At 40.3% G+C, this 20,060-nt stretch carries 21 protein-coding genes; 8 read left to right on the top strand and 13 right to left on the bottom strand.

What is annotated here, in order from left to right; genetic code table 11:
* Positions 1-49: 49 nt before the first annotated feature.
* The 10 genes from mnmE to OFO07_RS05850 form a co-directional block, all read right to left on the bottom strand.
* The gene (gene mnmE, locus OFO07_RS05895; protein ID WP_270871284.1) at positions 50-1,381 is read right to left on the bottom strand and encodes a tRNA uridine-5-carboxymethylaminomethyl(34) synthesis GTPase MnmE; all 1,332 of its coding nucleotides are present in this window, start codon (positions 1,379-1,381) and stop codon (positions 50-52) included.
* The gene (locus OFO07_RS05890) at positions 1,381-2,118 is read right to left on the bottom strand and encodes a Jag N-terminal domain-containing protein (protein WP_270871283.1); all 738 of its coding nucleotides are present in this window, start codon (positions 2,116-2,118) and stop codon (positions 1,381-1,383) included. The genes mnmE and OFO07_RS05890 overlap by 1 nt, the downstream gene beginning before the upstream one ends.
* Positions 2,108-3,691 (bottom strand): membrane protein insertase YidC, encoded by a 1,584-nt coding sequence (yidC, locus tag OFO07_RS05885; RefSeq protein ID WP_442868067.1) that lies wholly within the window; start codon positions 3,689-3,691, stop codon positions 2,108-2,110. The genes OFO07_RS05890 and yidC overlap by 11 nt, the downstream gene beginning before the upstream one ends.
* A gap of 2 nt (positions 3,692-3,693) precedes the next feature.
* Positions 3,694-4,023: a membrane protein insertion efficiency factor YidD gene (gene yidD / locus OFO07_RS05880; protein WP_270859068.1), complete on the bottom strand. Its 330-nt coding sequence runs from the start codon at positions 4,021-4,023 to the stop codon at positions 3,694-3,696.
* A complete protein-coding gene (gene rnpA, locus OFO07_RS05875; protein ID WP_270859218.1) occupies positions 4,020-4,325 on the bottom strand; it encodes a ribonuclease P protein component in 306 nt (101 codons plus the stop codon). The genes yidD and rnpA overlap by 4 nt, the downstream gene beginning before the upstream one ends.
* 14 nt (positions 4,326-4,339) lie before the next feature.
* Positions 4,340-4,474: a 50S ribosomal protein L34 gene (rpmH, locus tag OFO07_RS05870; RefSeq protein ID WP_270859069.1), complete on the bottom strand. Its 135-nt coding sequence runs from the start codon at positions 4,472-4,474 to the stop codon at positions 4,340-4,342.
* A 101-nt stretch (positions 4,475-4,575) separates the two neighbouring features.
* The gene (locus OFO07_RS05865) at positions 4,576-5,934 is read right to left on the bottom strand and encodes a TolC family protein (protein WP_270871282.1); all 1,359 of its coding nucleotides are present in this window, start codon (positions 5,932-5,934) and stop codon (positions 4,576-4,578) included.
* A gap of 2 nt (positions 5,935-5,936) precedes the next feature.
* Positions 5,937-7,865 (bottom strand): MacB family efflux pump subunit, encoded by a 1,929-nt coding sequence (locus tag OFO07_RS05860; RefSeq protein ID WP_270871281.1) that lies wholly within the window; start codon positions 7,863-7,865, stop codon positions 5,937-5,939.
* 16 nt (positions 7,866-7,881) lie between these two features.
* Entirely contained in the window at positions 7,882-9,066 is a 1,185-nt protein-coding gene (locus tag OFO07_RS05855) for an efflux RND transporter periplasmic adaptor subunit (RefSeq protein ID WP_270871280.1), read from the bottom strand.
* A gap of 131 nt (positions 9,067-9,197) precedes the next feature.
* Complete coding sequence (locus tag OFO07_RS05850) at positions 9,198-10,055, bottom strand: EamA family transporter (protein WP_270868319.1); 858 nt, start codon at positions 10,053-10,055, stop codon at positions 9,198-9,200.
* Between the two features lie 167 nt (positions 10,056-10,222).
* Here OFO07_RS05850 and glmU point away from each other — a divergent pair, with 167 nt between their 5' ends.
* From glmU to OFO07_RS05810, 8 genes are all read left to right on the top strand, one after another.
* The gene (glmU, locus tag OFO07_RS05845) at positions 10,223-11,524 is read left to right on the top strand and encodes a bifunctional UDP-N-acetylglucosamine diphosphorylase/glucosamine-1-phosphate N-acetyltransferase GlmU (protein WP_270871279.1); all 1,302 of its coding nucleotides are present in this window, start codon (positions 10,223-10,225) and stop codon (positions 11,522-11,524) included.
* Positions 11,517-12,698: a bifunctional phosphopantothenoylcysteine decarboxylase/phosphopantothenate--cysteine ligase CoaBC gene (gene coaBC, locus OFO07_RS05840; RefSeq protein WP_270859075.1), complete on the top strand. Its 1,182-nt coding sequence runs from the start codon at positions 11,517-11,519 to the stop codon at positions 12,696-12,698. The genes glmU and coaBC overlap by 8 nt, the downstream gene beginning before the upstream one ends.
* 3 nt (positions 12,699-12,701) lie before the next feature.
* Entirely contained in the window at positions 12,702-13,379 is a 678-nt protein-coding gene (gene uppS, locus OFO07_RS05835; protein WP_270871278.1) for a polyprenyl diphosphate synthase, read from the top strand.
* Positions 13,379-14,533 (top strand): acyltransferase, encoded by a 1,155-nt coding sequence (locus OFO07_RS05830; protein ID WP_270871277.1) that lies wholly within the window; start codon positions 13,379-13,381, stop codon positions 14,531-14,533. Before uppS ends, OFO07_RS05830 begins: the two co-directional genes overlap by 1 nt.
* A gap of 109 nt (positions 14,534-14,642) precedes the next feature.
* Positions 14,643-15,395 (top strand): prepilin peptidase, encoded by a 753-nt coding sequence (locus tag OFO07_RS05825; RefSeq protein WP_270871276.1) that lies wholly within the window; start codon positions 14,643-14,645, stop codon positions 15,393-15,395.
* On the top strand, positions 15,388-16,419 hold the full coding sequence (locus OFO07_RS05820; protein ID WP_270871275.1) for an LptF/LptG family permease: 1,032 nt from the start codon (positions 15,388-15,390) through the stop codon (positions 16,417-16,419). The genes OFO07_RS05825 and OFO07_RS05820 overlap by 8 nt, the downstream gene beginning before the upstream one ends.
* 1 nt (position 16,420) lies before the next feature.
* A complete protein-coding gene (gene truA, locus OFO07_RS05815; RefSeq protein ID WP_270871274.1) occupies positions 16,421-17,122 on the top strand; it encodes a tRNA pseudouridine(38-40) synthase TruA in 702 nt (233 codons plus the stop codon).
* 92 nt (positions 17,123-17,214) lie between these two features.
* Entirely contained in the window at positions 17,215-18,033 is an 819-nt protein-coding gene (locus OFO07_RS05810; protein ID WP_270861877.1) for a hypothetical protein, read from the top strand.
* A 307-nt stretch (positions 18,034-18,340) separates the two neighbouring features.
* Here OFO07_RS05810 and OFO07_RS05805 read toward each other — a convergent pair whose 3' ends face one another.
* The 3 genes from OFO07_RS05805 to exbB are packed head-to-tail and all read right to left on the bottom strand — an operon-like array spanning position 18,341 to position 19,890.
* On the bottom strand, positions 18,341-19,099 hold the full coding sequence (locus OFO07_RS05805; RefSeq protein WP_270871273.1) for an energy transducer TonB: 759 nt from the start codon (positions 19,097-19,099) through the stop codon (positions 18,341-18,343).
* A complete protein-coding gene (exbD, locus tag OFO07_RS05800) occupies positions 19,092-19,475 on the bottom strand; it encodes a TonB system transport protein ExbD (protein WP_270871272.1) in 384 nt (127 codons plus the stop codon). The genes OFO07_RS05805 and exbD overlap by 8 nt, the downstream gene beginning before the upstream one ends.
* Position 19,476: 1 nt before the next feature.
* A complete protein-coding gene (gene exbB, locus OFO07_RS05795) occupies positions 19,477-19,890 on the bottom strand; it encodes a TonB-system energizer ExbB (protein ID WP_270859086.1) in 414 nt (137 codons plus the stop codon).
* Between the last annotated feature and the right edge of the window lie 170 nt (positions 19,891-20,060).

The raw sequence follows: 20,060 nt of genomic DNA, 5'->3' as shown, positions 1-20,060 counted from the left end.
TTATTAAAAGGGATGATTATAGTAAATTTTGGCTAAATAAGATATAAAATCACTTTCCTAGGCAAAAATTCCCAAACATTTCATCTAAAATTTCGTCCCTCTCAAAGGGCCTAGAAATCGATGAAATCTGCTCTATGGCGCGATTCATTTCATAAGCGAAAATTTCAAGCTCAGCCTCGTTTAGCTTTTCGCGCGCGCTTTTTAGGGCGTTTAGCGCGTTTTGGCAAGCATTAATTTGGCGAGTATTACTTAGCATAAGTCCGTCGAAATTCTGCGAATTTAGGTAAATTTCAAGCTCTTTTAAAATCTCATCGACGCCGTTTTTGGCTGAAATTTTAAGCGGTTTTTGCGCAAAATTATATGCAAAATTTTGCGCTAAATCAGATTTATTTAGGATATAAAATATTTTTTTATCGCTTTTTTGCTCCAAAATTTGGACGATTTTTTCATCTTCGTTCTCAAATTTCGCAGAGCTATCAAACACAGCTAGGATAATATCCGCCTCATCAATCGCCTTGATTGAGTATGAAATGCCGATATTTTCGGTCTTGCTCTCGCCATGCCTAATGCCTGCTGTATCAATGATACGGATTAGGTGAGTGCCGATTTTAAGGCTCTCTTCGATTCTATCCCTAGTCGTGCCAGCCTCATCGCTGACGATTGCGCGCTCGTAGTTTAAAAGTGCGTTTAAAATACTGCTTTTGCCCACATTTGGTTTGCCTACGATCGCGACCTTAAAGCCCTCGATTAGCCCTTTTCTGCTCTTGCTAATCTGGGTGATTTTTTCTAAATTTTCTATGTTTTCATTTAGCATTTTTAGCGAATTTTCAAGCACATCGCGTGGCAAATCCTCTTCGGCATAATCTATGCAAACCTCGGCAAATGCAAGAGTTTTGACAAGCTTAGCGCGCAGATCATTTACAAAGCCTTCAAGCTCGCCGTGCAGGTTGCGAGACAAAATCTTAGCCGCACTTTCCGAGCGAGAAAGTATCAAATCGCTAATCGCCTCGGCCTTGCTTAAATCCATTTTGCCGTTTAAAAACGCCCTTTTGCTAAACTCCCCAGGCTCAGCGATACGCGCTCCTAGCGCAACCACGCTATCAAGCGCCATAGACGAGCTAATAAGTCCGCCGTGTGTTTGGATCTCCACGACATCTTCGCCAGTGAAGCTATGCGGGGCTTTGAAATATATAAAAATCGCCTCGCCAAATTTCACCCCGTCCGCGCCGTATAAATTCGCTAGTGTGGCGTGGCGCGGTGAGAAGTCATTTTTATGCGAAATTTCGCGCGCGATTTGCAAGGCGCCTGCCCCACTTATGCGCACGATTGATATTCCACCGACTCCATGAGCGGTGGCGATAGCAGCGATTGTTTGATTCATTAATTTTTTTCGTCGATTATGATGATTTTGCCGTTACGAGTGGATTTGATACCGATCGTGCGATCTGGGAAGCTTTCTTTAATCTTGTCGCTAGCGATTTTGACAAATGCCCCGTCAAATGGCTTGGTTACGATTTTTGAGCCGTTTGCGTTCGCCTTTAATGCGCCCACATACGAGTCGATATGTTTGCTTTGGTTTTGCAAAAATTCAGCCACTTCGAAAACGACAGAGAGGTTGTATTTCATACTAATCCAGTTATAAATCATATACGAAAACGCCTTGTATCTGTGGCCTTCCTTGCCGATTAAAAGTGCGCTATCATCGCCGTCGATTTTGATATAGACGCTGTTTTCATCGTAAATTTTAACCTCGCAAACACTAAGATTAAATCCGCTTTGTGCGATCAAATTTGTGATTTTTTGCTCGATATCTTTGCAAATTTCATCATTTATGGTAGCTTTTGGCTTTTCTTTGCGGACTTTGTGCGAATTTACGCTTCTAGTTTTTTGCGAATTTTGCGGTTTTTTCTCATCATTTGATTTTTGGCTTAAATTTTCGCTTTGTGGAAATTTCTCGCCCTTTTTGACAACCTCGATAATGGCGTTTTTCTTAAAAAAGCCCAAAAATCCGCTACTTGGCTGTTGAATTACCCTGATATTTAGCTCGGTAATCGAACACCCAAACTCATCTGCTGCTTTTTGGTAAGCTTGCGTTAAATTTATCGCTTCAATTTTCATGTTTTTTCTCCGAAATTTGGGCTTGCTTTTGGCGAGCAAAGATTTTGTTTATGACATATTGTTGCACTATCGAACACATATTATTCACAGTCCAATACAGCGTAAGACCCGCTGGGAACATTAGGAAAAATACACCAAACATTAGTGGCAAGAATTTCATTACCTTCTCTTGCATTGGGTCTGTAAATGAAGTAGGCGTGATTTTTTGCTGTAAAAACATAAGCGCTGTCATCAAAATCGGCAAGATATAATATGGATCTTTTAGCGATAGATCGTGTATCCACATAGCCCACTCAGCGCCTTTTAGCTCGATTGCGTTTAAAAGCACGCGGTAAATCGCGAAAAATACCGGAATTTGAAGTAGTATCGGCAAACATCCGCCCATTGGGTTCGCGCCGTTTTTGCGATATAGCTCCATCATGTGCATTTGCAATTTTTGCGGATCGCCTTTGTATTTTTCTTGCAACTCTTTCATTTTTGGGGCTAAATCTTTTAGCTTATTCATCGATAACATACCCTTGTAGCTAAGCGGAAAGAGTGCTGCGCGGATAATTAGCGTAAGTATTACAATCGCCCAGCCCCAGTTGCCTACATGGCTATAAATCCAGCGCAAAAATTTAAACATAGGCCTTGCGATGAAGGTAAACCAGCCATACTCAATGACATTAGTTAGCTTTGGATCTACCTCTTTTAGGGTTACATAATCCTTCGGTCCGATATAACCAATGCTCTTAAAATCACCGTTTGCTCTAATGAAGGCTTGTGAAATATCGTTTGCGCTAGTAATCGTGGTGTTTAAATTTTCGCCAAAAAATAGGCTCGTGTAGTATCTATCTGAGCTGGCCACAAATATGGCGTTTTCGACGCGCTCGTTTTCGCTCACATCGCCGTCTTCAAAAATCTCGACTGTATCGTCGCTTTTGCCTACTGTGATTCCGTGGATTGTATATCCATCTACCTCGACATCAGGGCGAGAGCCAGGTGTGATAAAATACGAAGTCGGGCGGTTAAATTTGATATCGATTTCGTAACTTCCATTTGGGTTAAATTTCAAATTTTTACTAACGACAAAATCACCTAAATTTTGCGTCAAAACCACGCTAGCCGCGCCGTTTGTGATATCTAATCTATCAGCGGAAGCAGTGTATGGAGTAGAAAATGCTAGCTCGTTTAAATTAGCGTCTTCGAATCTGATTTCAAGCGGTTTTGAATCGCCATCTTTGCTGATTAAATTTATCGGTTCGCCATCTTTTGTAAATTTTTTATCATTTAGTGTGTATGAGCTAATGCGACCGAAATTATCAATCGTAAAATTCGCCTCTTTGCCGACGATTTTGACTAACTGATTTTGCGCGCTCGCACCTGCGCTTGCGCTCGGAGTTATGCTAGCACTTGCGCTAGTTGGGGCTTGTTTTGCCACGCTTTGCGCACTTTGCGCGGCAGTGGCTGTTTTGTTCGCCTCCATAGCAGCTCTGACTTTTGACATATAAAAATGGTCGTATGCCACAAAAAACAAAAAAGCTAGCAAAATAGCTAGTCCTAAGCGTTTTTGTTGGGATATTTGATCTAACACGATTATCTCCTAAATATTATATAATACTGATTTTTTGAATATGGTATAAACCAAATTTTTGGTTTTACGCCCAAAGCACTGTTTTTGCATGCCCAAAAAAAATTAAATTTAAAATTATGCTTGATGATAGGGTGATCTATTCCGCCCTTGAAAAAAGGGTTGCACTTTAAAATTCTAATTAATGTAGCAAAAAATGCGTGTAAGGGGTGGTTAAATTTAAACTGATAGAGCGCGTAAGTAGAGCATGTGGGATAGTAGCGACAACTCGCAGGTAAAAGAGGTGAAATGAAGGCTCTGTAAAATTTAATCAAAAAAACACAAAAATTTCTCATTTTATCGAACCAATCTTTTTAAAAGCCCAACGCAAACTTCGCTCTATCTCTTTAAAACTCATGTTTTCAATCTGTTTTTTTGCGATAATGATAAAAGTGCCATCTTTTAATAAATTTTGCTGATTATAAAACGCCGCTCTTAGCAGGCGTTTGGTGCGATTTCGCTTAACCGCATTTCCAATCTTTTTACTAGCTATCGCACTAAACCTGCGCTCGCCGTCCATAAAATACACGACAGCGCAATCACAGTGCCATTTCGCAGCACTTTTATAAACTTCTGAAAAAACCTGATTTTCGCTTATCGGAGCGAAACTACCTACGCAGCCAATCTTGCTCTACCTTTGGCGCGTCTTGCGTTGATAACTTTGCGTCCATTTTTTGTTTTCATTCTTACACGAAAGCCGTGTGTGCGCTTTCTAGGGGTGTTGTGTGGTTGATATGTTCTTTTCATATTCTTCCTTTTTTAAAAAATTTAAGGTGTGGATTTTACAAAAATTTTACTTAAAAAGCATTGAAAAACTAAATTTTTCAATGCTAAACAAATTTTAAAATTTAAAATTTTTGGCGAAATTTACCAGCCATAGCGCGGTAAATCGAAATTTCATTTTGCATACTCGCATATCTTTGCGCAAGTAGATTTATTCGCGCCGAAATCGCACTCGATCTAGCCTCCAAAAAATCTTTTAGTTCGCTAGCACCTGCATCGTATTTGACGCGGTAAATTCGCTCGATTTCACTAGCCGTTTTGTAAGTATCGGCTAAATTTGCAAGCCTTGCGCGGTTGATTTCGTAAATTCTATACAAATTTAGCGTCTCATTTACTGCGCCACTTAGGGTTTTTTCGTAAGAATTTCGGTAAGCGTAAAAATCCACCTCAGCTATCCTTAACTGCGATTTTAGCCGTCCATAGTCCAAAAACGGCAGACTAATGCTGACATTTCCGCTCAAAAATTTCAAATCAAATCCATCGCTAAATTTATCTGTATTAGCTGAATTTAACCCTGCGCCCAAATTTACGCGCGGGAAGAAATTTAGCCTTGCGCGTCTGTGGTCATAAAACGCCGCATTTAGCCTAGAAATCGCAGCTCTAATGTCTGGGCGATTATGCAAAGCAGTGTAAGGCACACTAAGGTCTGCGCCTAAAAATTTCACGCTCTCAATGCTTGGCAAATCTGCGCGAAACTCCAAATCAGGCGAGATTAAATCACGCATAAATTTGCGGTTATCCTCGATATTTTTCTCGATTTCCAAAACGCGGTTTTTTAGATTCAAAATGCTGTTTTGCACCTGCTTGTATTCGATGAGCTCGGATCTGCCATAATCATATTTTGCCTTGACGATTTGCTCGATTTGCGCATAATCTTTTAAATTTTGCTTCGTCCATTTTAGCGCGTCGTTTAGATAAAGCATCTCAAAATACCCGCTCACGACCGAATTTATCAGTGTCAAACGGGCATTTTGCAAGTCAAACACACTCGCACTCGCGTCCCACTCGCTAGCATTTATGTTCGAGCGGATCCGCCCAAAAAGATCTAGCTCATAACTGACATTAAAGCCAGAGCTATAAGTCTTGCTCCACTCATCACTTCTGCTGATATCGCGGTTTGCGCCAGCCCCCCACGAAGCCCCAAGCGTAGGGAATAAATCCTCTTTGCTAAGGCCTAAATTCGCATACGCGCGCTCTAAATTTAACGCTGCTGCGCGCAAATCGTAGTTTTTCGCCAAAGCCTCATCAACAAGGGCATTTAAATATGGCTGATTGTATCCCTTATACCAATCCTGCGCGATTTCATAGGTTTCGTTTTCGTCTATAAAGCTATCTTGCACTTCGTAATCAAGGTTGCTATTTATCGCGGCACACCCGCCAAAAAACACCACAAAAACTGCGCTTACAAATATATTAAATTTCATTTCTACTCCTGTGCTAATGCGTCGATTGGGTTTAGTTTGCTTGCACTTCTTGCTGGCAAATACCCAAAAATTATCCCGATAGCAGATGAAGCCGCAAAGGATACGATTATCGGCGCAATGGTAAATTTCATCGAAAAATCAGGACTTAGCGAGTTAAAACTAAATCCGATTAAAAGCGCAAACAAAATTCCCAAAATTCCGCCGAACCAGCATAGCAAAATCGCCTCGATTAGGAATTGTTGCAAGATATTGCCCTCTTTGGCACCGATTGCCATGCGGATTCCGATCTCTCTGGTGCGCTCGGTAACTGAGACTAGCATGATATTCATTACGCCGATTCCGCCCACGATTAGCGAAATAAAGGCGATTGAGCCGATTAAAATTTTCATCGTGCCTGTCGTGCTCTCTATCGTTTGCTTAATCGTATCTGAATTTCGCGTATGAAAGTCCCTAGTGCCGTGGCGTTGGATTAGTAGCTGTGTGATACTCTCCTCAGCCATTGCGGTGCTGACATCGTCTTTGATTTTGACCGTGATTGAGCTAATCTGCCTATCGCCTGAAATTTTATCGATCACGGTCGTATATGGCGCATACACACGCAAACTCTCGCTACTGCCAAAGGCGTTTTTATCCTCGCCAGCTATGCCGATTATGCGTAAAGCCCTGCCGTTGAATAAAATCGTATTTCCAAGTGGTTCCACGCCTTTAAATAGCGTTTTTTTGGTGTTTTGATCGATGATGATGACAGAATTTGAATATTTTATATCATCTTCGTTGAAATTTCGCCCCTCTACCACATCTATTCCGCTGACTGCGAGCGAATTTACATCACCGCCAAAAACCTGCCCCGTCGCACTCATACTAGCGTAAGTTAGCGTTCCGCTTGTGCGTGAGTTTGGCGTAGAATAATCCACATAAGGCTGGTGCGCTAATGCTAGGGAGTCGTTTTTGGTTAGAGTATTTATCCCGCCTGCTCTAATATCGCCAAAATTTCGCCCAGGATAGACGCTAATGGTATTTGTGCCAATCGAGCGGATATTTGATAAAATCCTCTCCTCTGAGCCGTTTCCTAGGGCAACGACGCAGATAACTGAGGCAATTCCGATTATAATTCCAAGCATTGTCAAAATCGAGCGCAACTTATGCGAAAATATCGCGCTGACCGACATTTTAAAGCTCTCTATAAACTGATCTTTGGCGGAGAAAAGCGAGTTTTCTTTTTCTAGCTTTTCTTTATGCAAATCAAAAGTGCGCCCCACTTTGACATTATCGCTTAAAATTTGACCATCTTTAATCTCGACAATCCTATCTGCGATTGAGGCGACATTGCTATCGTGGGTTACGACGATTATGGTATGACCTTCTTCGTGGAGTTTTTTTAAAATCTCCATTACCATGACGCCAGATTTGCTATCAAGCGCGCCTGTTGGCTCGTCAGCCAGGATTATCTCGCCACCATTTATGAGAGCTCTTGCGATAGAGACGCGTTGCTGCTGTCCGCCTGAGAGTTTGTTTGGCAAATTTTTCGTGCGATCGCCTAGCTCTAAACCTTCTAAAAGCTCTATTGCGCGCTTAATCCTAGCATGAGATGGCACGCCTGCATACACAGCTGGTAGGGCGACATTTTCGGTAGCGTCGATTGAGGCGATGAGATTGTATTTTTGAAAAACAAAGCCAAATTTCTTGCTTCTAAGGCTTGCAAGCTCATCTGAACTAAGCTTAGCAACCTCTTTATCATCGATTTTATAGCTTCCGTTAGTTGGTGTATCAATACAGCCGATGATATTCATCAGCGTGGATTTTCCGCTACCGCTTTGACCGATGATTGATACGAATTCGCCGGCTTTTATATGCAAATTTATATCTTTTAGGATATGAACCTCATCGTCGCCGAGTTTGAATTTTTTATTTATATTTTCTAACTTTATCATGGCTAAATTTTAAATTTTAAAATCTCATTCTAGGAGCGCGTCCGCCTCTGCCATCGCCGATTTGATTGGCGTTTGAACCATCTGCGATGATAATCTCATCATCATCGCTCAAACCGCCCAAAATTTCGGTATTTAAATCATCGCTAATACCCTTTTTGATATAGGTTTTCTCTGAGCCAAAACCCCTTTTTACCATGACATAATCCCCATTTTCATCGCGTTTAATCACAGAAGTTGGCAGATAGTTTGTGTCTTCTGCGTGATTTACGATGATTTCACACTCTGTCGTCATGCCGATTTTTAGGTAATTATCTCTATTGTCGATTAAGGATTTGACATAAAAATAAACAGCACTTTTTGATGAGCTCACGCTCGTGCTAGCCTTGTCGTAGCTGCCATCACTTAGCGTTGTTAAACCTGGATCTATGTGAGAGACATGGGCTTGGCGCACATCGTTGAGATTTGAGAGAATATAGTATTCTACCGGCGTGCCGACGCTGATTTTAGAAATATCGCCCTCGGCGACTTCCATTTTTATCTCCATTTTGCTTAAATCCGCGATTTTTGCGATTGTTGGCGTGGTTTGGTTGGCATTTACGGTTTTGCCCTCTTCTACCGGCACCGATACGATTGTTCCGCCAGTAGGGGCTGTGATTTTGGTGTAGCCTAAATTTGTCTCAGCTGTGCTTAAAGAGAGTTTTGTCTGCTCGATTTGCGCTTCGATCTGTTTTTTGGCTGCCTCTTTTGCAGCGAGATTGTTTTTGGCGTTTTCTAGGGCTTCTTTCGAGGTCGCGTTTGCTTTGTAGAGTTTAAGCTCGCGATTATACTGCGTCTGTGCGTTATCGCTAGCGATTTTGGCTGAAACCAAATTTGCCTCATAGATATTTAACTGCGCCTTTTCCTTGGCGATATTGTTTTCTTGGGTAACTGAGTCGATTTGGGCTATCATATCGCCAGCCTTGACCACATCGCCGACTTTGACATAGAGCTTTTTGATCTGACCGCCTACTTGCGCACCCACATCGACTAATTCTTGCGCATAAACCTCGCCAGTGGCTGTCACGGTGCCACGGATATTGCCTTTTTGCATTTTTGTGGTTAGGATTTTTGGGGCTTCATCTTTTGCGCCAAATTTTTTATACGCGAAATATCCGCCCAAAATCAGGGCTAAAATAACTAAAATTTTGACTATTTTTTTCATCTTCTCCAACTTTTTTTTAAATTCAAATCCGCAATTTTAGCGAACAAATTTAAACCTAATGAAATTTTGCGAAATTTTAATTACAATTTCTATCTCTAAATTTTACAAAAGCTAATCAAAACTAACCAAATTTAGGCTTTTGCGTAAAATTTCATTATTTTTTTGTGTAGGATTAGTGAAAATGCGATTATTACGCTACCGATTAGGAATTTACCAAGCTCAGCGTCCTTGTGCCAAAGGGCTAAATTTACGATAATCGCGGCTGGAATTAGAGCGTTATTCATAATCGCAAGCACGCCAGCATCGACTTCACAAGCGCCTTTGTTCCACAAAAAATAGCAAAGCGCGGAACTTACCACGCCCATAAAAATTATGATTGCAACCTGCTCTGCGTTTGGATTAAATTTCGCCGCGTTTCCAAAAAGCGCCGCCACAAGCGCGCAAGCAATCACCGCGCCTAGGAAAAAATAGCCAAAAAGCTCTTTTTGCTCGCCAAGACCCTTGCTTTCGCAGAGGTATTTATACGCGCTCTGACCTGCGCCAAAGCACAAATTCGCCCCTTGAATCAACAAAAATCCAGTTAAAAACTCAGAATTTATGCCATTAAATTTAATCACAAACGCCCCCAAAACCGCAAATGAGACGCTAAGCAGATAAAGCGAGCGAAAACGCCTAGCAAACGCGTCATATATCAGCGTCACATAAAATGGCGTAAATATCGTAAAAAGCGCCACTTCATAGACTTTGAGATACGCAAAACTTTTGTAATAAAAAATATACATTATGCCGATTTGCACTGCGCCGATCGCGCAAATTTGCCCTGCTAGGCGCAAATTTACACCTTTAAATTTCATAAACGGCACGAAGCACACAAACGCCAAAGCCACGCGCGAAAGCGCCAAATACGCACTATCAATCCCGCGCAAAAACTCGCCAATCAGCGAAAAGCTAAACGCCCAAATAAATGTAACGATGATAAGTTTTGTCAAAATTTGCCCCAAAATTTTAAAAATTCTAAGGATTTTATAAAATTTGAGTTTAAATTTAAATTACAATTTTTTTTAGCGATAAATTTTAAAATTTCAGCCCGCAAAAGTAATCTTTTATTAATCTTTGCTGTGATAAAATCCCTAAATTTTTATTTTTTAGGAAAATTATGAGTGAAATTTCAGTAGTAATTCTAGCCGCTGGTTTTGGCACGCGTATGAAGTCAGACCGCCCAAAAGTCCTATTTGAGCTTTGCGGAAAGTCGATGTTAAGCCATGTTTTAGAGCGCGCGTATGAGATTAGCGATGATGTGAGCGTGATTTTGCACTATCAATTTGATCGTGTCAAAGAGGCAGTTTTGAGCGAGTATCCAAACACCAAAATTTACAAACAAGACCACGAAAACTTCCCAGGCACCGCAGGCGCACTAAAAGATATCAAATTTGATAGCCAAAAAACTCTAATCGTATGCGGCGATATGCCACTAATCGACAGCGCGGATTTGCGCTCGCTTTGCAGTAGCGACGCAGATGTCGCCCTAAGCGTATTTCGTGCAAAAGATCCATTTGGATATGGCAGGGTTATCACAAAAGATGGCGAAATTTTAAAAATCGTCGAGCAAAAGGACGCTAGCGAGGAAGAAAAGCTAGTTTGCGACGCAAATGCTGGGTGCTACTGCTTCGATACAAAGGTGCTAGAAAAAATACTGCCTCAAATCACACCAAACAACGCCCAAAAAGAGTATTACCTCACAGATAGCATAAAAATCGCCAAGGATATGGGGCTAAAATGCTCTGCTGTGTGGGTTGATGAGCAAAATTTCATGGGCATAAATGATAAATTTGCGCTAAGCGTGGCTGAGGAAATTATGCAAAATCGCATAAAAGAGCGCTTAATGAAAGCTGGCGTGCTAATGCGCCTTCCTAGCACGATTTATATAGATTGCAGGGCGAAATTTATCGGCGAGTGCGAGTTGCAAGAAAATGTCAGCATTATCGGAGAGTGCGTGATCGAAAACTCTATAATCAAAAGTTCAAGCGTAGTCGAAAGCTCACTTATCAAAAATTCAGACCTAGGCCCTATGGCGCACATACGCCCAAAATGCGAGATTGTGGGCACTCATATCGGAAATTTTGTCGAGCTAAAAAACGCAAAGGTTAATAATATCAAAGCAGGCCATTTAAGCTATCTTGGAGATTGCGAGATTGGTAGCGGCACAAATATCGGCTGCGGCACGATTACTTGCAATTATGACGGCAAGAAAAAATACAAAACCATAATCGGAAAAAATGTCTTCGTAGGCTCCGATACGCAGTTCGTAGCCCCAGTCAAAGTCGGCGATGATGTCATCATAGCAGCGGGCTCAACTATCGTCTCAGATGTCCCAAATGGCGCACTAGCGATAGCTAGATCAAAACAAACAAACAAAGCTGAATTTTTCTATAAATTTTTTAGGAGCAACAATGAGTAAGAAGAAAATTTTACTAGCAGTTTGTGGAAGCATTAGTTTTTATAAAGCGTTTGAAATTCTCTCTGCGCTTAAAAAGGCGAATTTCGATGTTTATGTCGCACTTAGCGAGGGTGCGAGCGAGTTTGTGAGCTACAAGGCTTTCGAGGCTTTGTGCGATCACCCTGTGCTATGCAGCGGCAACGAAGACTGGCAAAAAGGGGTAAATCACATAAACTACTCAAAAGTAGATTTAGTCTTAATCGCTCCTGCTACGGCAAATACGATAAACAAGCTTGCTTGGGGAGTTTGCGATAATGTATTTTTACAAACCATAAACGCAGCCTTCGCCAAAGCCAAGGTCGTAATCGCACCAGCAGCCAATCCTGCGCTACTTGAAAACAACATAACCCAAAACTGCATTGAAATTTTAAAAAGCAATGTCAAAGCCTTGTTTGTCGAGCCTATCGAAAAAATGCTAGCTTGTGGCGAAAAGGGCAAAGGCGGCCTTGCGACCACAGAGGCGATACTTCAAACCGTAAAACGCGCAATCCATAAGGATAAATTTTGGGAAGGCAAAAATGTCGTCATCACAGGCGGTCCAACAACCGAGAAAATCGACAATATCCGCGGAATTACAAATTTTTCTAGCGGAAAAACCTCAAAGGCAATCGCGGACGCATTTTATTATCTAGGCGCAAATGTAACGCTGATTTCGAGCGTGGATTATCCAAATTTGCCTTATAAACTTACGATTTTTGAGAGCACAATCGGCCTAAAATCAGCCCTTGATAGCACGAAATTCCCTGATGGCTCATACCTGATAATGGCAGCAGCTGTTAGCGACTACACTCCAAAAGTCCGTTACAAAGGCAAGGTCAAAAAGACAGAAATCGGCGATGTATGGAACCTGCGCCTTGGCAAGACCGATGATATCCTAAGCTCAGTGCATGCAAATATCAAAAAAATCGGCTTCAAGCTCGAAACCGACAAAGAGACCGCACTAAACGAAGCAAAACGCATGCTAGATGAGAAAAATCTCGACGCAGTGTGCCTAAATACGCTAGATGATGTGGTAAAACTAGGTGGCGATGTCACGAGAATCACGCTTTTGACAAACGATTTTATTACCGAGCTAGACACTGCGAGCAAAGATGAAATCGCGCTAAAACTAGCAAACGAACTTAAAAAAATCTAAATCGTGAATCAATTAAACCATTTAGCAATCATTATGGACGGCAATGGGCGCTGGGCTAAAAAACGCGCCCTTCTGCGCACTGGCGGGCACGAAGTGGGCGCGCAGGTCGTGCAGAGTGTCTGCGAATTTTGTATAAAAGAAAAAATCCCAAATCTAACTCTTTACGCATTTAGCACCGAAAATTGGAAGCGACCTAAAAGCGAAGTTGAGTTTTTGATGAAGCTTTTGGCGAAATTTTTGGTTGATAAAAAAGAGAGTTTTTTGGCAAATGGGATAAATTTCAAAGCCGTCGGCGATATAGCGAAATTTAGCGATGATTTGAAAAGCAAAATTTATGATTTGCAAAATTTTACGCAAAATTGTGCGAATTTAAATCTAAATTTGGCGATAAATTACGGCGCGCGTGATGAAATCGTGCGAGCGTGTCGTGAAATTTCACGCTCTGGGGGCGAATTTAGCGAGAGCGAAATTTCAGCGCACCTAGATACCTCGCGCAGTGGCGATGTGGATTTGCTAATCCGCACAGGTGGTGAAAAACGCATTTCAAACTTCTTGCTTTGGCAGGCAAGTTACGCTGAACTAGCTTTTAGCGATACTTTGTGGCCTGAGTTTTCTAACGCAGAATTATCGCAAATCATCAGCGAATTTAAAAACAAAAACCGCAGATTTGGGGGACTATAATGCCACAAAATGAGAAAAACGCACAAATTTTGCAAGATTTAAAAATTTCTACCACTTCGCAATCTCACGGCGTTTCTGACACACACACACACACACCGCAAAGGGTTTTTTATCCTGATTTTTTAAGAGTTATTGCGATTTTTGCGGTTATATTTTTGCATGTAGCTGCACATAAATGGTATGCTTTTAAGCCAGATACTTTCCAGTGGCAGGTTTTTAATTTTTACGACGGATTAGTTCGTTGGTGTGTGCCTGTTTTTGTCATGGTTAGCGGTATGTTTTTGCTAGATTTTAAGAGATATAGTGAAAGCGTGAGCGAAAATTTCAACCGAATTTTAAAGAAAAATATTTTTAGACTATCCGTTACACTTATCGTTTGGAGTATTTTTTATCTATATTTTGATATGTTTTTAAGCGGCAAATTTGACACAAATCCAGTTAGATTAGGCAGATTTTTATTTGAAAACACAAAATATCACCTTTGGTTTTTATATATGATAATCGGACTTTATTTTTTGGCTACATTTTTACAAGTTTTGGTGCGAAATTTAAGTAAAAAAGATTTTGAACTTTTGCTCATTGTTTTAGCGATTTTTTGTTGTGGTTATGATTTTATCAATATATTTTTGAAATTTTTTATAAATAAAACTCTATATTTTCGTTCAAATGTCCCTGAATTCAGTGGTTATTTGATATATTTTTTAGCTGGATTTTATTTTGCAAATTTTGAAATTTCTAAAAGAACTAGAACTATTTTTTACATTTTTGCCATTATTGGACTAATTTTTGCCACCTATGTAAATTCAGAATTTGCCCTGCACCACGAAAAGAAAAAGGATTTTTTCTATGGTTATAAAATTTTAAGCACCATGCTAACTAGTTTCGGCGTTTTTATTTTCTTTAAAAATTTATTTGCAAAATTCCAAAATAACAGCAAATTTGCAAAGCTTATAACAAAACTTTCGGCATTAAGTTTTGGAATTTATCTTATTCATGTTGCGATTTTAGATTTTATCGTTCAAAAAATGCAAATTACGACAATAAGCGCAAATCCTATAATAATGGTTCCACTTTTAAGCTTGGCAATTTTTGCGATTTCTGCACTTTTGGCGTTTATACTCTCAAAAATTCCGATTTTACGCAAAGTGGTCTAAAAAATTTTAAGCCTAAATTTGCAAATTCACTCCCGAATTTGCCCAAAATTTAGCCAAAAAATTGTAAAATAGTCGTTTGCAAAATTTATCAATTTAATAATGGATTTTTATGGAATACTACCTTTACATGGCGATTTTCGCCCTTTTTGGCATCTGTGTCGGCTCGTTTAGCAATGTCTTAATCCACAGGCTTCCGCGTGGCGAGAGTATCAACTTCCCTGCTTCGCACTGCCCTAAATGTGGCACTCCGCTGAAATTTTACCACAATGTCCCGCTGTTTTCGTGGCTGTTTTTGGGCGGAAAATGCGCATTTTGCAAGGAAAAAATCTCTATCCGCTATCCAATCGTGGAATTTCTAGCTGGTGCGCTAGCCGCAAGCGCGTATATCTGCGAGCCAGATATCATCAAAGCCGCCATTTTAGCGCTACTTTTCATACTTTTACTAGCACTTTCGGCAATCGATTTCGAGTTCAAGGCCGTGCCAGATAGCCTACTTTTCACAGCTACCGCGATAAGCCTAATCTATCCTTTGCTTTATGATTTTGACATTAGCTTGCTGTATCCAGCCGCTGGGTATGGACTAGCGTTTTTCGCGCTTCGCCTCATCATCACAAAGGTCTTAAAGCGCGAAGCCATGGGCTCAGCCGATATTTTTATCGCCATAATCATCGGCGCGATTTTGGGCTGGAAGCTCGGCGGAATCGCGATTTATATCGGCGCTATTTTGACCCTGCCAGCATACGCAATCGCCAACAAAAAAGGCTACGAACTGCCGTTTGTGCCGTTTTTATCAGCTGGGCTTTTGCTTACGATTTTATTCAAAGCTCAAATTTTAGAGCTTTTGGAAATGATTTATGGATAGAGTTCAAAAATACCTATTTAGCAACTTCATAAGCTCGTTTGCATCGCTATTTAGCACGCTTTTTATCATTATGTCGATTGTGTTTTTCTTGCAGATTGCGCGCATTACCTCTTTTATCGAGATAAATTTGATAGAGCTAATCAAACTCTACCTTTTCATGCTACCACGAATTCTCATTTTCACCGTGCCGATTGCCTTTTTTGTCGCCCTTAGCATGGCGCTTTTCCGCCTTTCGAAAGAAAACGAGACAATCGTGCTTTTTACTATCGGTTATGTTACGCGCAAAATCGCTGTGTTTTTTGGCGTGATTGCGGCGATTTTTTCGGTTCTTTTGCTCTTTATTTCGCTTGTGATGATGCCAATCGCCGAAAATCTCAAAGACAATTTCATCGACTACAAAAAAGTCAGCGCCACGCTAAATATCAAAGCTAGCGAATTTGGGCAGAAATTTTCGGAGTGGATGGTTTTCATCGAGGGCGAAGACGAGGGCGAAAACGGCAAAATTTACAAAAATTTAGTATTTTACAACCACGGCAAAAAAGGCGAAGATGAGCGCATAATCATCGCCAAAAAAGGCGAGTTTGTAAGCGAAAATCAAAGCTTTTCCGCGCTTTTACGCGATGGCAAAATCTACACCGTGGATAGCGATGAGTGGCATATTACTGAGTTTGACGAGCTTATCATACGCACACTTTCTAAGAGCAATATCCGCACAGGAAGCGATGTGCTAGGATACTGGCGCGAAATGCGCAAAAACGACAAACGCAAAAAAGATTTCAGCATTTATGTGCTTGTTTCGCTATTTCCGCTAGCAAGCGTGCTTTTTGCGCTAAGCTTTGGAATCGTAACTTACCGCTACGAAAAGGGCTTTATTTACGCTGGGATTTTTGGGGTGCTTTTTAGCTATTTTGCGCTGATTATGATACTAGCCAAACGCCCACAAATCGCCATTAGCGTTACATTTGCGCTGACATTTATCCTATCTTGGATTTATTATAACTTCAAAATCAAACCGCGATATTAAAATGCAAAATTTACTTCTTACCTACGCTTATAACGGCGCGCGATTTTGTGGCTCGCAGTCCCAGCCACATGGTCGTAGCGTCGAGGACGCGCTCAAAATCGCGCTAGGTAGGGTCGGGATTTTTGGCGCGCTCACCACTAGCTCTCGCACCGACAAGGGCGTGCATGCCCTGCGCCAAACAAGCACGATCAAATGCGAACTCTACCAAAGCTTGCCGCGCCTTAAAGAGCTTATCAATCGCCACTGCGCGCCATACATTTTCGTGCGCGACCTGCGCGTGGTAAGCGATGAATTTCACCCAAGATACAGCGCCAAAGCTAGGGCGTATCGATACATCATCAACCACGGCGAATTTAACCCATTTCTAAGCGATTTTCAAATTTTTATGCCCAAATTTGAAATTGAAAAGCTAAATTTGATTCTTGCGAAATTTATCGGAGAACACGATTTTAGCGAGTTTATGAAGGTTGGAAGCGAGATAAAAAGCCCGGTTCGTGAAATTTTCGTAGCGCGCGCGTATTCGCACGGAAATCTCAGCGTGGTAAATTTCGTCGCAAACGGCTTTTTACGCGCACAAGTGCGATTAATGCTAGCAAACGCCCTTGCCTCGCTCAAATCAAATCGCCCCCTAGACCTCTCCCACGCCCTCACCCGCATACCAGCCCCACCAAATGGACTTTATCTCTCAAATGTGATTTACTAAATTTTACATTTGATTAAGCGGGGTTGAATTTGTAAAATTTGATAAATTCAGTATCACAGATATTGACCGGGATTTTATAAAAAGGATTAAATTTGGATAATGAAAAAATAATGCGAGAAAAAGCAGAGCAAATGACTAAAAAAGCCGAAATGAAAATTCAACAAGCAAAAGAAAAAGAAGCTAAATATCAACAATGGCTAGAAAATAAAAAACAAACCGATCCAAATTTTAGGGATTATGATGAAAATCCATTGATAATACAAAGCTATGAAGAATTTTTTGTATTTTCGTTATTTGTGCCGTCTTTAATGATTAGTGGGATTTTTTATAATTTATTTGAAAAATTATATCTAGCAAATAGCGGTAATTTAGATATTTGGCTTATTCTTTTTCCGATTTGCTGGATAAGTATTATTTTTATGTTTCAAAAAACGCATTTTTCACACCATAAAATTAAATTTACAAATAGATATATTGAATTTTATGATTATGGGAAATTAAAAAGGCGATGTGAAATTGTAGAAAATAAAATGGCAAAACCATTTTTTACTTGTTGTGATGTAAGCAATCACAAACAAAATATTGTCACTATGTATTTTATGATTATGTTGGTTGTATTTTTATTCTACAAACCTATATTAATTGTTAGTTTATCTGTATCTTTTTGTTTTTCATATATTTTTATAAGATTTTTCTTTTATATATTTTTGAATAAGAGTTTAAAAGGATTTGAAATTTTTTCATCTATTCAAATTGATAATCCGGCTAAAACTGCAATCGGTTCGCCGTTATCAATTAGATATTTTATGATTTATCTATATAGTGATGAAATATATAAGGAAGTAAAGAAATATTTTTTACAAAAAAATATAAATATTGATAATTTACCAAAAAGGTATTCAATTTTTTGATAACAAAATTTAATAAAACCAATTTTTTAAAAGAGAGTATCGTAAGGTTGGCGTCCTTGCCCACAAAAAAAGATAAAATAATTTAATAATCATTTAAATAAAGCTTCTTTGCTTTGCAAAGCTTTACTTATAATAACATAAAAATCAATCGTAAATTTAATCTCGTAGATTGCTTCGCTTTCTGCGAAAGCTCGCAATGACAATGGCTGGCAAATTTTTCTTAATCTGTCATTGCGAGCGAGTGAAACGAGCGTGGCAATCTACAAATTTAAAATTTAAAGTCGCTAAATTTGCAAAATTTTGAAATTTATTTCAGCACAAAGCGCACATTTACGACAAAAGTTCGCGCGCTTGTCGTGGGCGGAAATTTCGATTTCGTGCGCTCTATCGCCCGTAATACAGCCTCATCTAGTGCCTCCACACCAGAGCTAGATACTATTCTAGCGCCCTGCACCACGCCACCTGGCAGATATTGAAACTCAGCCTTTACCACGCCAGTTTGCCTACGCATTTTCGCGCTTTTTGGGTAGCTTTTTTGCGCGTAGGCTGCGATGATTTTTTGTATCACGCCGCCGATATTATCGCTCTTGGCATTGCCTTGTATGTTTGCCATGCCCGCTTTTGGCGCGCCTGCGCTAGCATTAGTTTGGGCTAAATTTGGCAAATTTGCGCCTGTTTTGTTGCTATCAAAATTCTTTTTTACAGCCTTTTCTTTTGCGATTTTTTTTGGTTTTGGTTTTGGTTTTGGCTCAGGTTTAGGGAGCGGTTCGGGCGCAGGGGCAGGCTCTGGCTCTGGCGTAGGCTCTGGTTCAGAAACAGGTTCTCGCTCAGGCGTAGGCTCTGGCTCAGAAACAGGTTCAGGTTCAGGTTCAGGCTGTGAATTTTGCTCGGCTAAATTTTCCACATTTTCGGGCGCAGTATCACTCAAAGCGACGAAATTTTCGATTCTAATCACGCTTAGAGCTTCATCTTGCATCAAATTTGGCGCCCTGAAATTCGCAAAAGCGTAGCAAAGCAAGGCAATATGCAAAATCAGCGAAGTAAAAAATCCTATTGCACTATTCATCTTTTTTCGTCACAATTGCGAAATTTTCGTGATTTAGCTCTTTGAGTGCGTCAATTACGATGACGAAAGCCTCGAATTTGGAGTTTTTATCATTTTCTAAAACAATCAAATCATGCTTTTGCAAATGCTCTAAATTTGACTTCAAAGCCTCGCTATCCACGGCAATATCATCGATGAAAATTTGCGAGTGCTCGTCGATTTTAATGGTGATTTTCTTCTCTTCGCTTGGGCTTTGCGCGCTTTTAGCACTTGGCAAATCGACCTTGATTAACCCTTGTGCGATGAAGGTCGAAACGCTAAGCGTGATCGCTAGCAAAACCAGCATAATATCGATAAATGGGACGATATTTAGCCCCTCTTTCCTAGGTAGTCGCATTTTAGCCCTCGTAGCGATTGAGCATGACATCGACTTTGCGCAAAAAGCAGTTGTAAATCATCAGCGTAGGCACAGCGACCAAAAGCCCCAGCGCAGTGGCTTTGAGCGCGAGAGAGAGGCCTTGCATGATAGCTTTCGCGTCGATATTGGCACTAGCACCCATGTCATAAAATGTAATCATAATGCCAGCCACAGTGCCCAAAAGCCCGATATACGGGGCGTTAGAATACACAATATAAAGCGCGGTGAGATTTTTGCTCAGCGCCTCCTCATACAGTGCCTTGCTTTTGTAGTCTTTTGGCGATACTCTTCTGTAAAACAGCACCCGCTCTATGCTAAACCAAACGACCAAAAAGCTCATAAAAACCAAAATAGAAATAATTATATAATCAATATAGTCTTTTAGAAAATCCATAAATTTCCCCCGTGGATAAAATTTGTAAATTTTGCTTATCAAAAATACAGTGATTTTGAAAATAGCGAAAAATCGGGGTATTTTAACGAAATTTAGAATATAAGTCAATAACTTTTATCAATATCAATCAATTTTGAAAGCAAAATTTTTAATAAATTCTCTCAAAATTG

The sequence above is a fragment of the Campylobacter sp. JMF_06 NA1 genome (genome assembly GCF_027737785.1).
Lineage (GTDB): Bacteria > Campylobacterota > Campylobacteria > Campylobacterales > Campylobacteraceae > Campylobacter_B.
This window is presented reverse-complemented; position numbering and strand designations above follow the sequence as displayed.

Excerpts from the sequence above, each read along its gene's own strand:
- mnmE (WP_270871284.1), bottom strand. The coding sequence starts at position 1,381 with ATGAATCAAACAATCGCTGCTATCGCCACCGCTCATGGAGTCGGTGGA.
- OFO07_RS05890 (WP_270871283.1), bottom strand. The coding sequence starts at position 2,118 with ATGAAAATTGAAGCGATAAATTTAACGCAAGCTTACCAAAAAGCAGCA.
- yidD (WP_270859068.1), bottom strand. The coding sequence starts at position 4,023 with ATGAGAAATTTTTGTGTTTTTTTGATTAAATTTTACAGAGCCTTCATT.
- rpmH (WP_270859069.1), bottom strand. The coding sequence starts at position 4,474 with ATGAAAAGAACATATCAACCACACAACACCCCTAGAAAGCGCACACAC.
- OFO07_RS05865 (WP_270871282.1), bottom strand. The coding sequence starts at position 5,934 with ATGAAATTTAATATATTTGTAAGCGCAGTTTTTGTGGTGTTTTTTGGC.
- OFO07_RS05860 (WP_270871281.1), bottom strand. The coding sequence starts at position 7,865 with ATGATAAAGTTAGAAAATATAAATAAAAAATTCAAACTCGGCGACGAT.
- OFO07_RS05855 (WP_270871280.1), bottom strand. The coding sequence starts at position 9,066 with ATGAAAAAAATAGTCAAAATTTTAGTTATTTTAGCCCTGATTTTGGGC.
- glmU (WP_270871279.1), top strand. The coding sequence starts at position 10,223 with ATGAGTGAAATTTCAGTAGTAATTCTAGCCGCTGGTTTTGGCACGCGT.
- coaBC (WP_270859075.1), top strand. The coding sequence starts at position 11,517 with ATGAGTAAGAAGAAAATTTTACTAGCAGTTTGTGGAAGCATTAGTTTT.
- OFO07_RS05830 (WP_270871277.1), top strand. The coding sequence starts at position 13,379 with ATGCCACAAAATGAGAAAAACGCACAAATTTTGCAAGATTTAAAAATT.
- OFO07_RS05825 (WP_270871276.1), top strand. The coding sequence starts at position 14,643 with ATGGAATACTACCTTTACATGGCGATTTTCGCCCTTTTTGGCATCTGT.
- OFO07_RS05820 (WP_270871275.1), top strand. The coding sequence starts at position 15,388 with ATGGATAGAGTTCAAAAATACCTATTTAGCAACTTCATAAGCTCGTTT.
- truA (WP_270871274.1), top strand. The coding sequence starts at position 16,421 with ATGCAAAATTTACTTCTTACCTACGCTTATAACGGCGCGCGATTTTGT.
- OFO07_RS05805 (WP_270871273.1), bottom strand. The coding sequence starts at position 19,099 with ATGAATAGTGCAATAGGATTTTTTACTTCGCTGATTTTGCATATTGCC.
- exbD (WP_270871272.1), bottom strand. The coding sequence starts at position 19,475 with ATGCGACTACCTAGGAAAGAGGGGCTAAATATCGTCCCATTTATCGAT.
- exbB (WP_270859086.1), bottom strand. The coding sequence starts at position 19,890 with ATGGATTTTCTAAAAGACTATATTGATTATATAATTATTTCTATTTTG.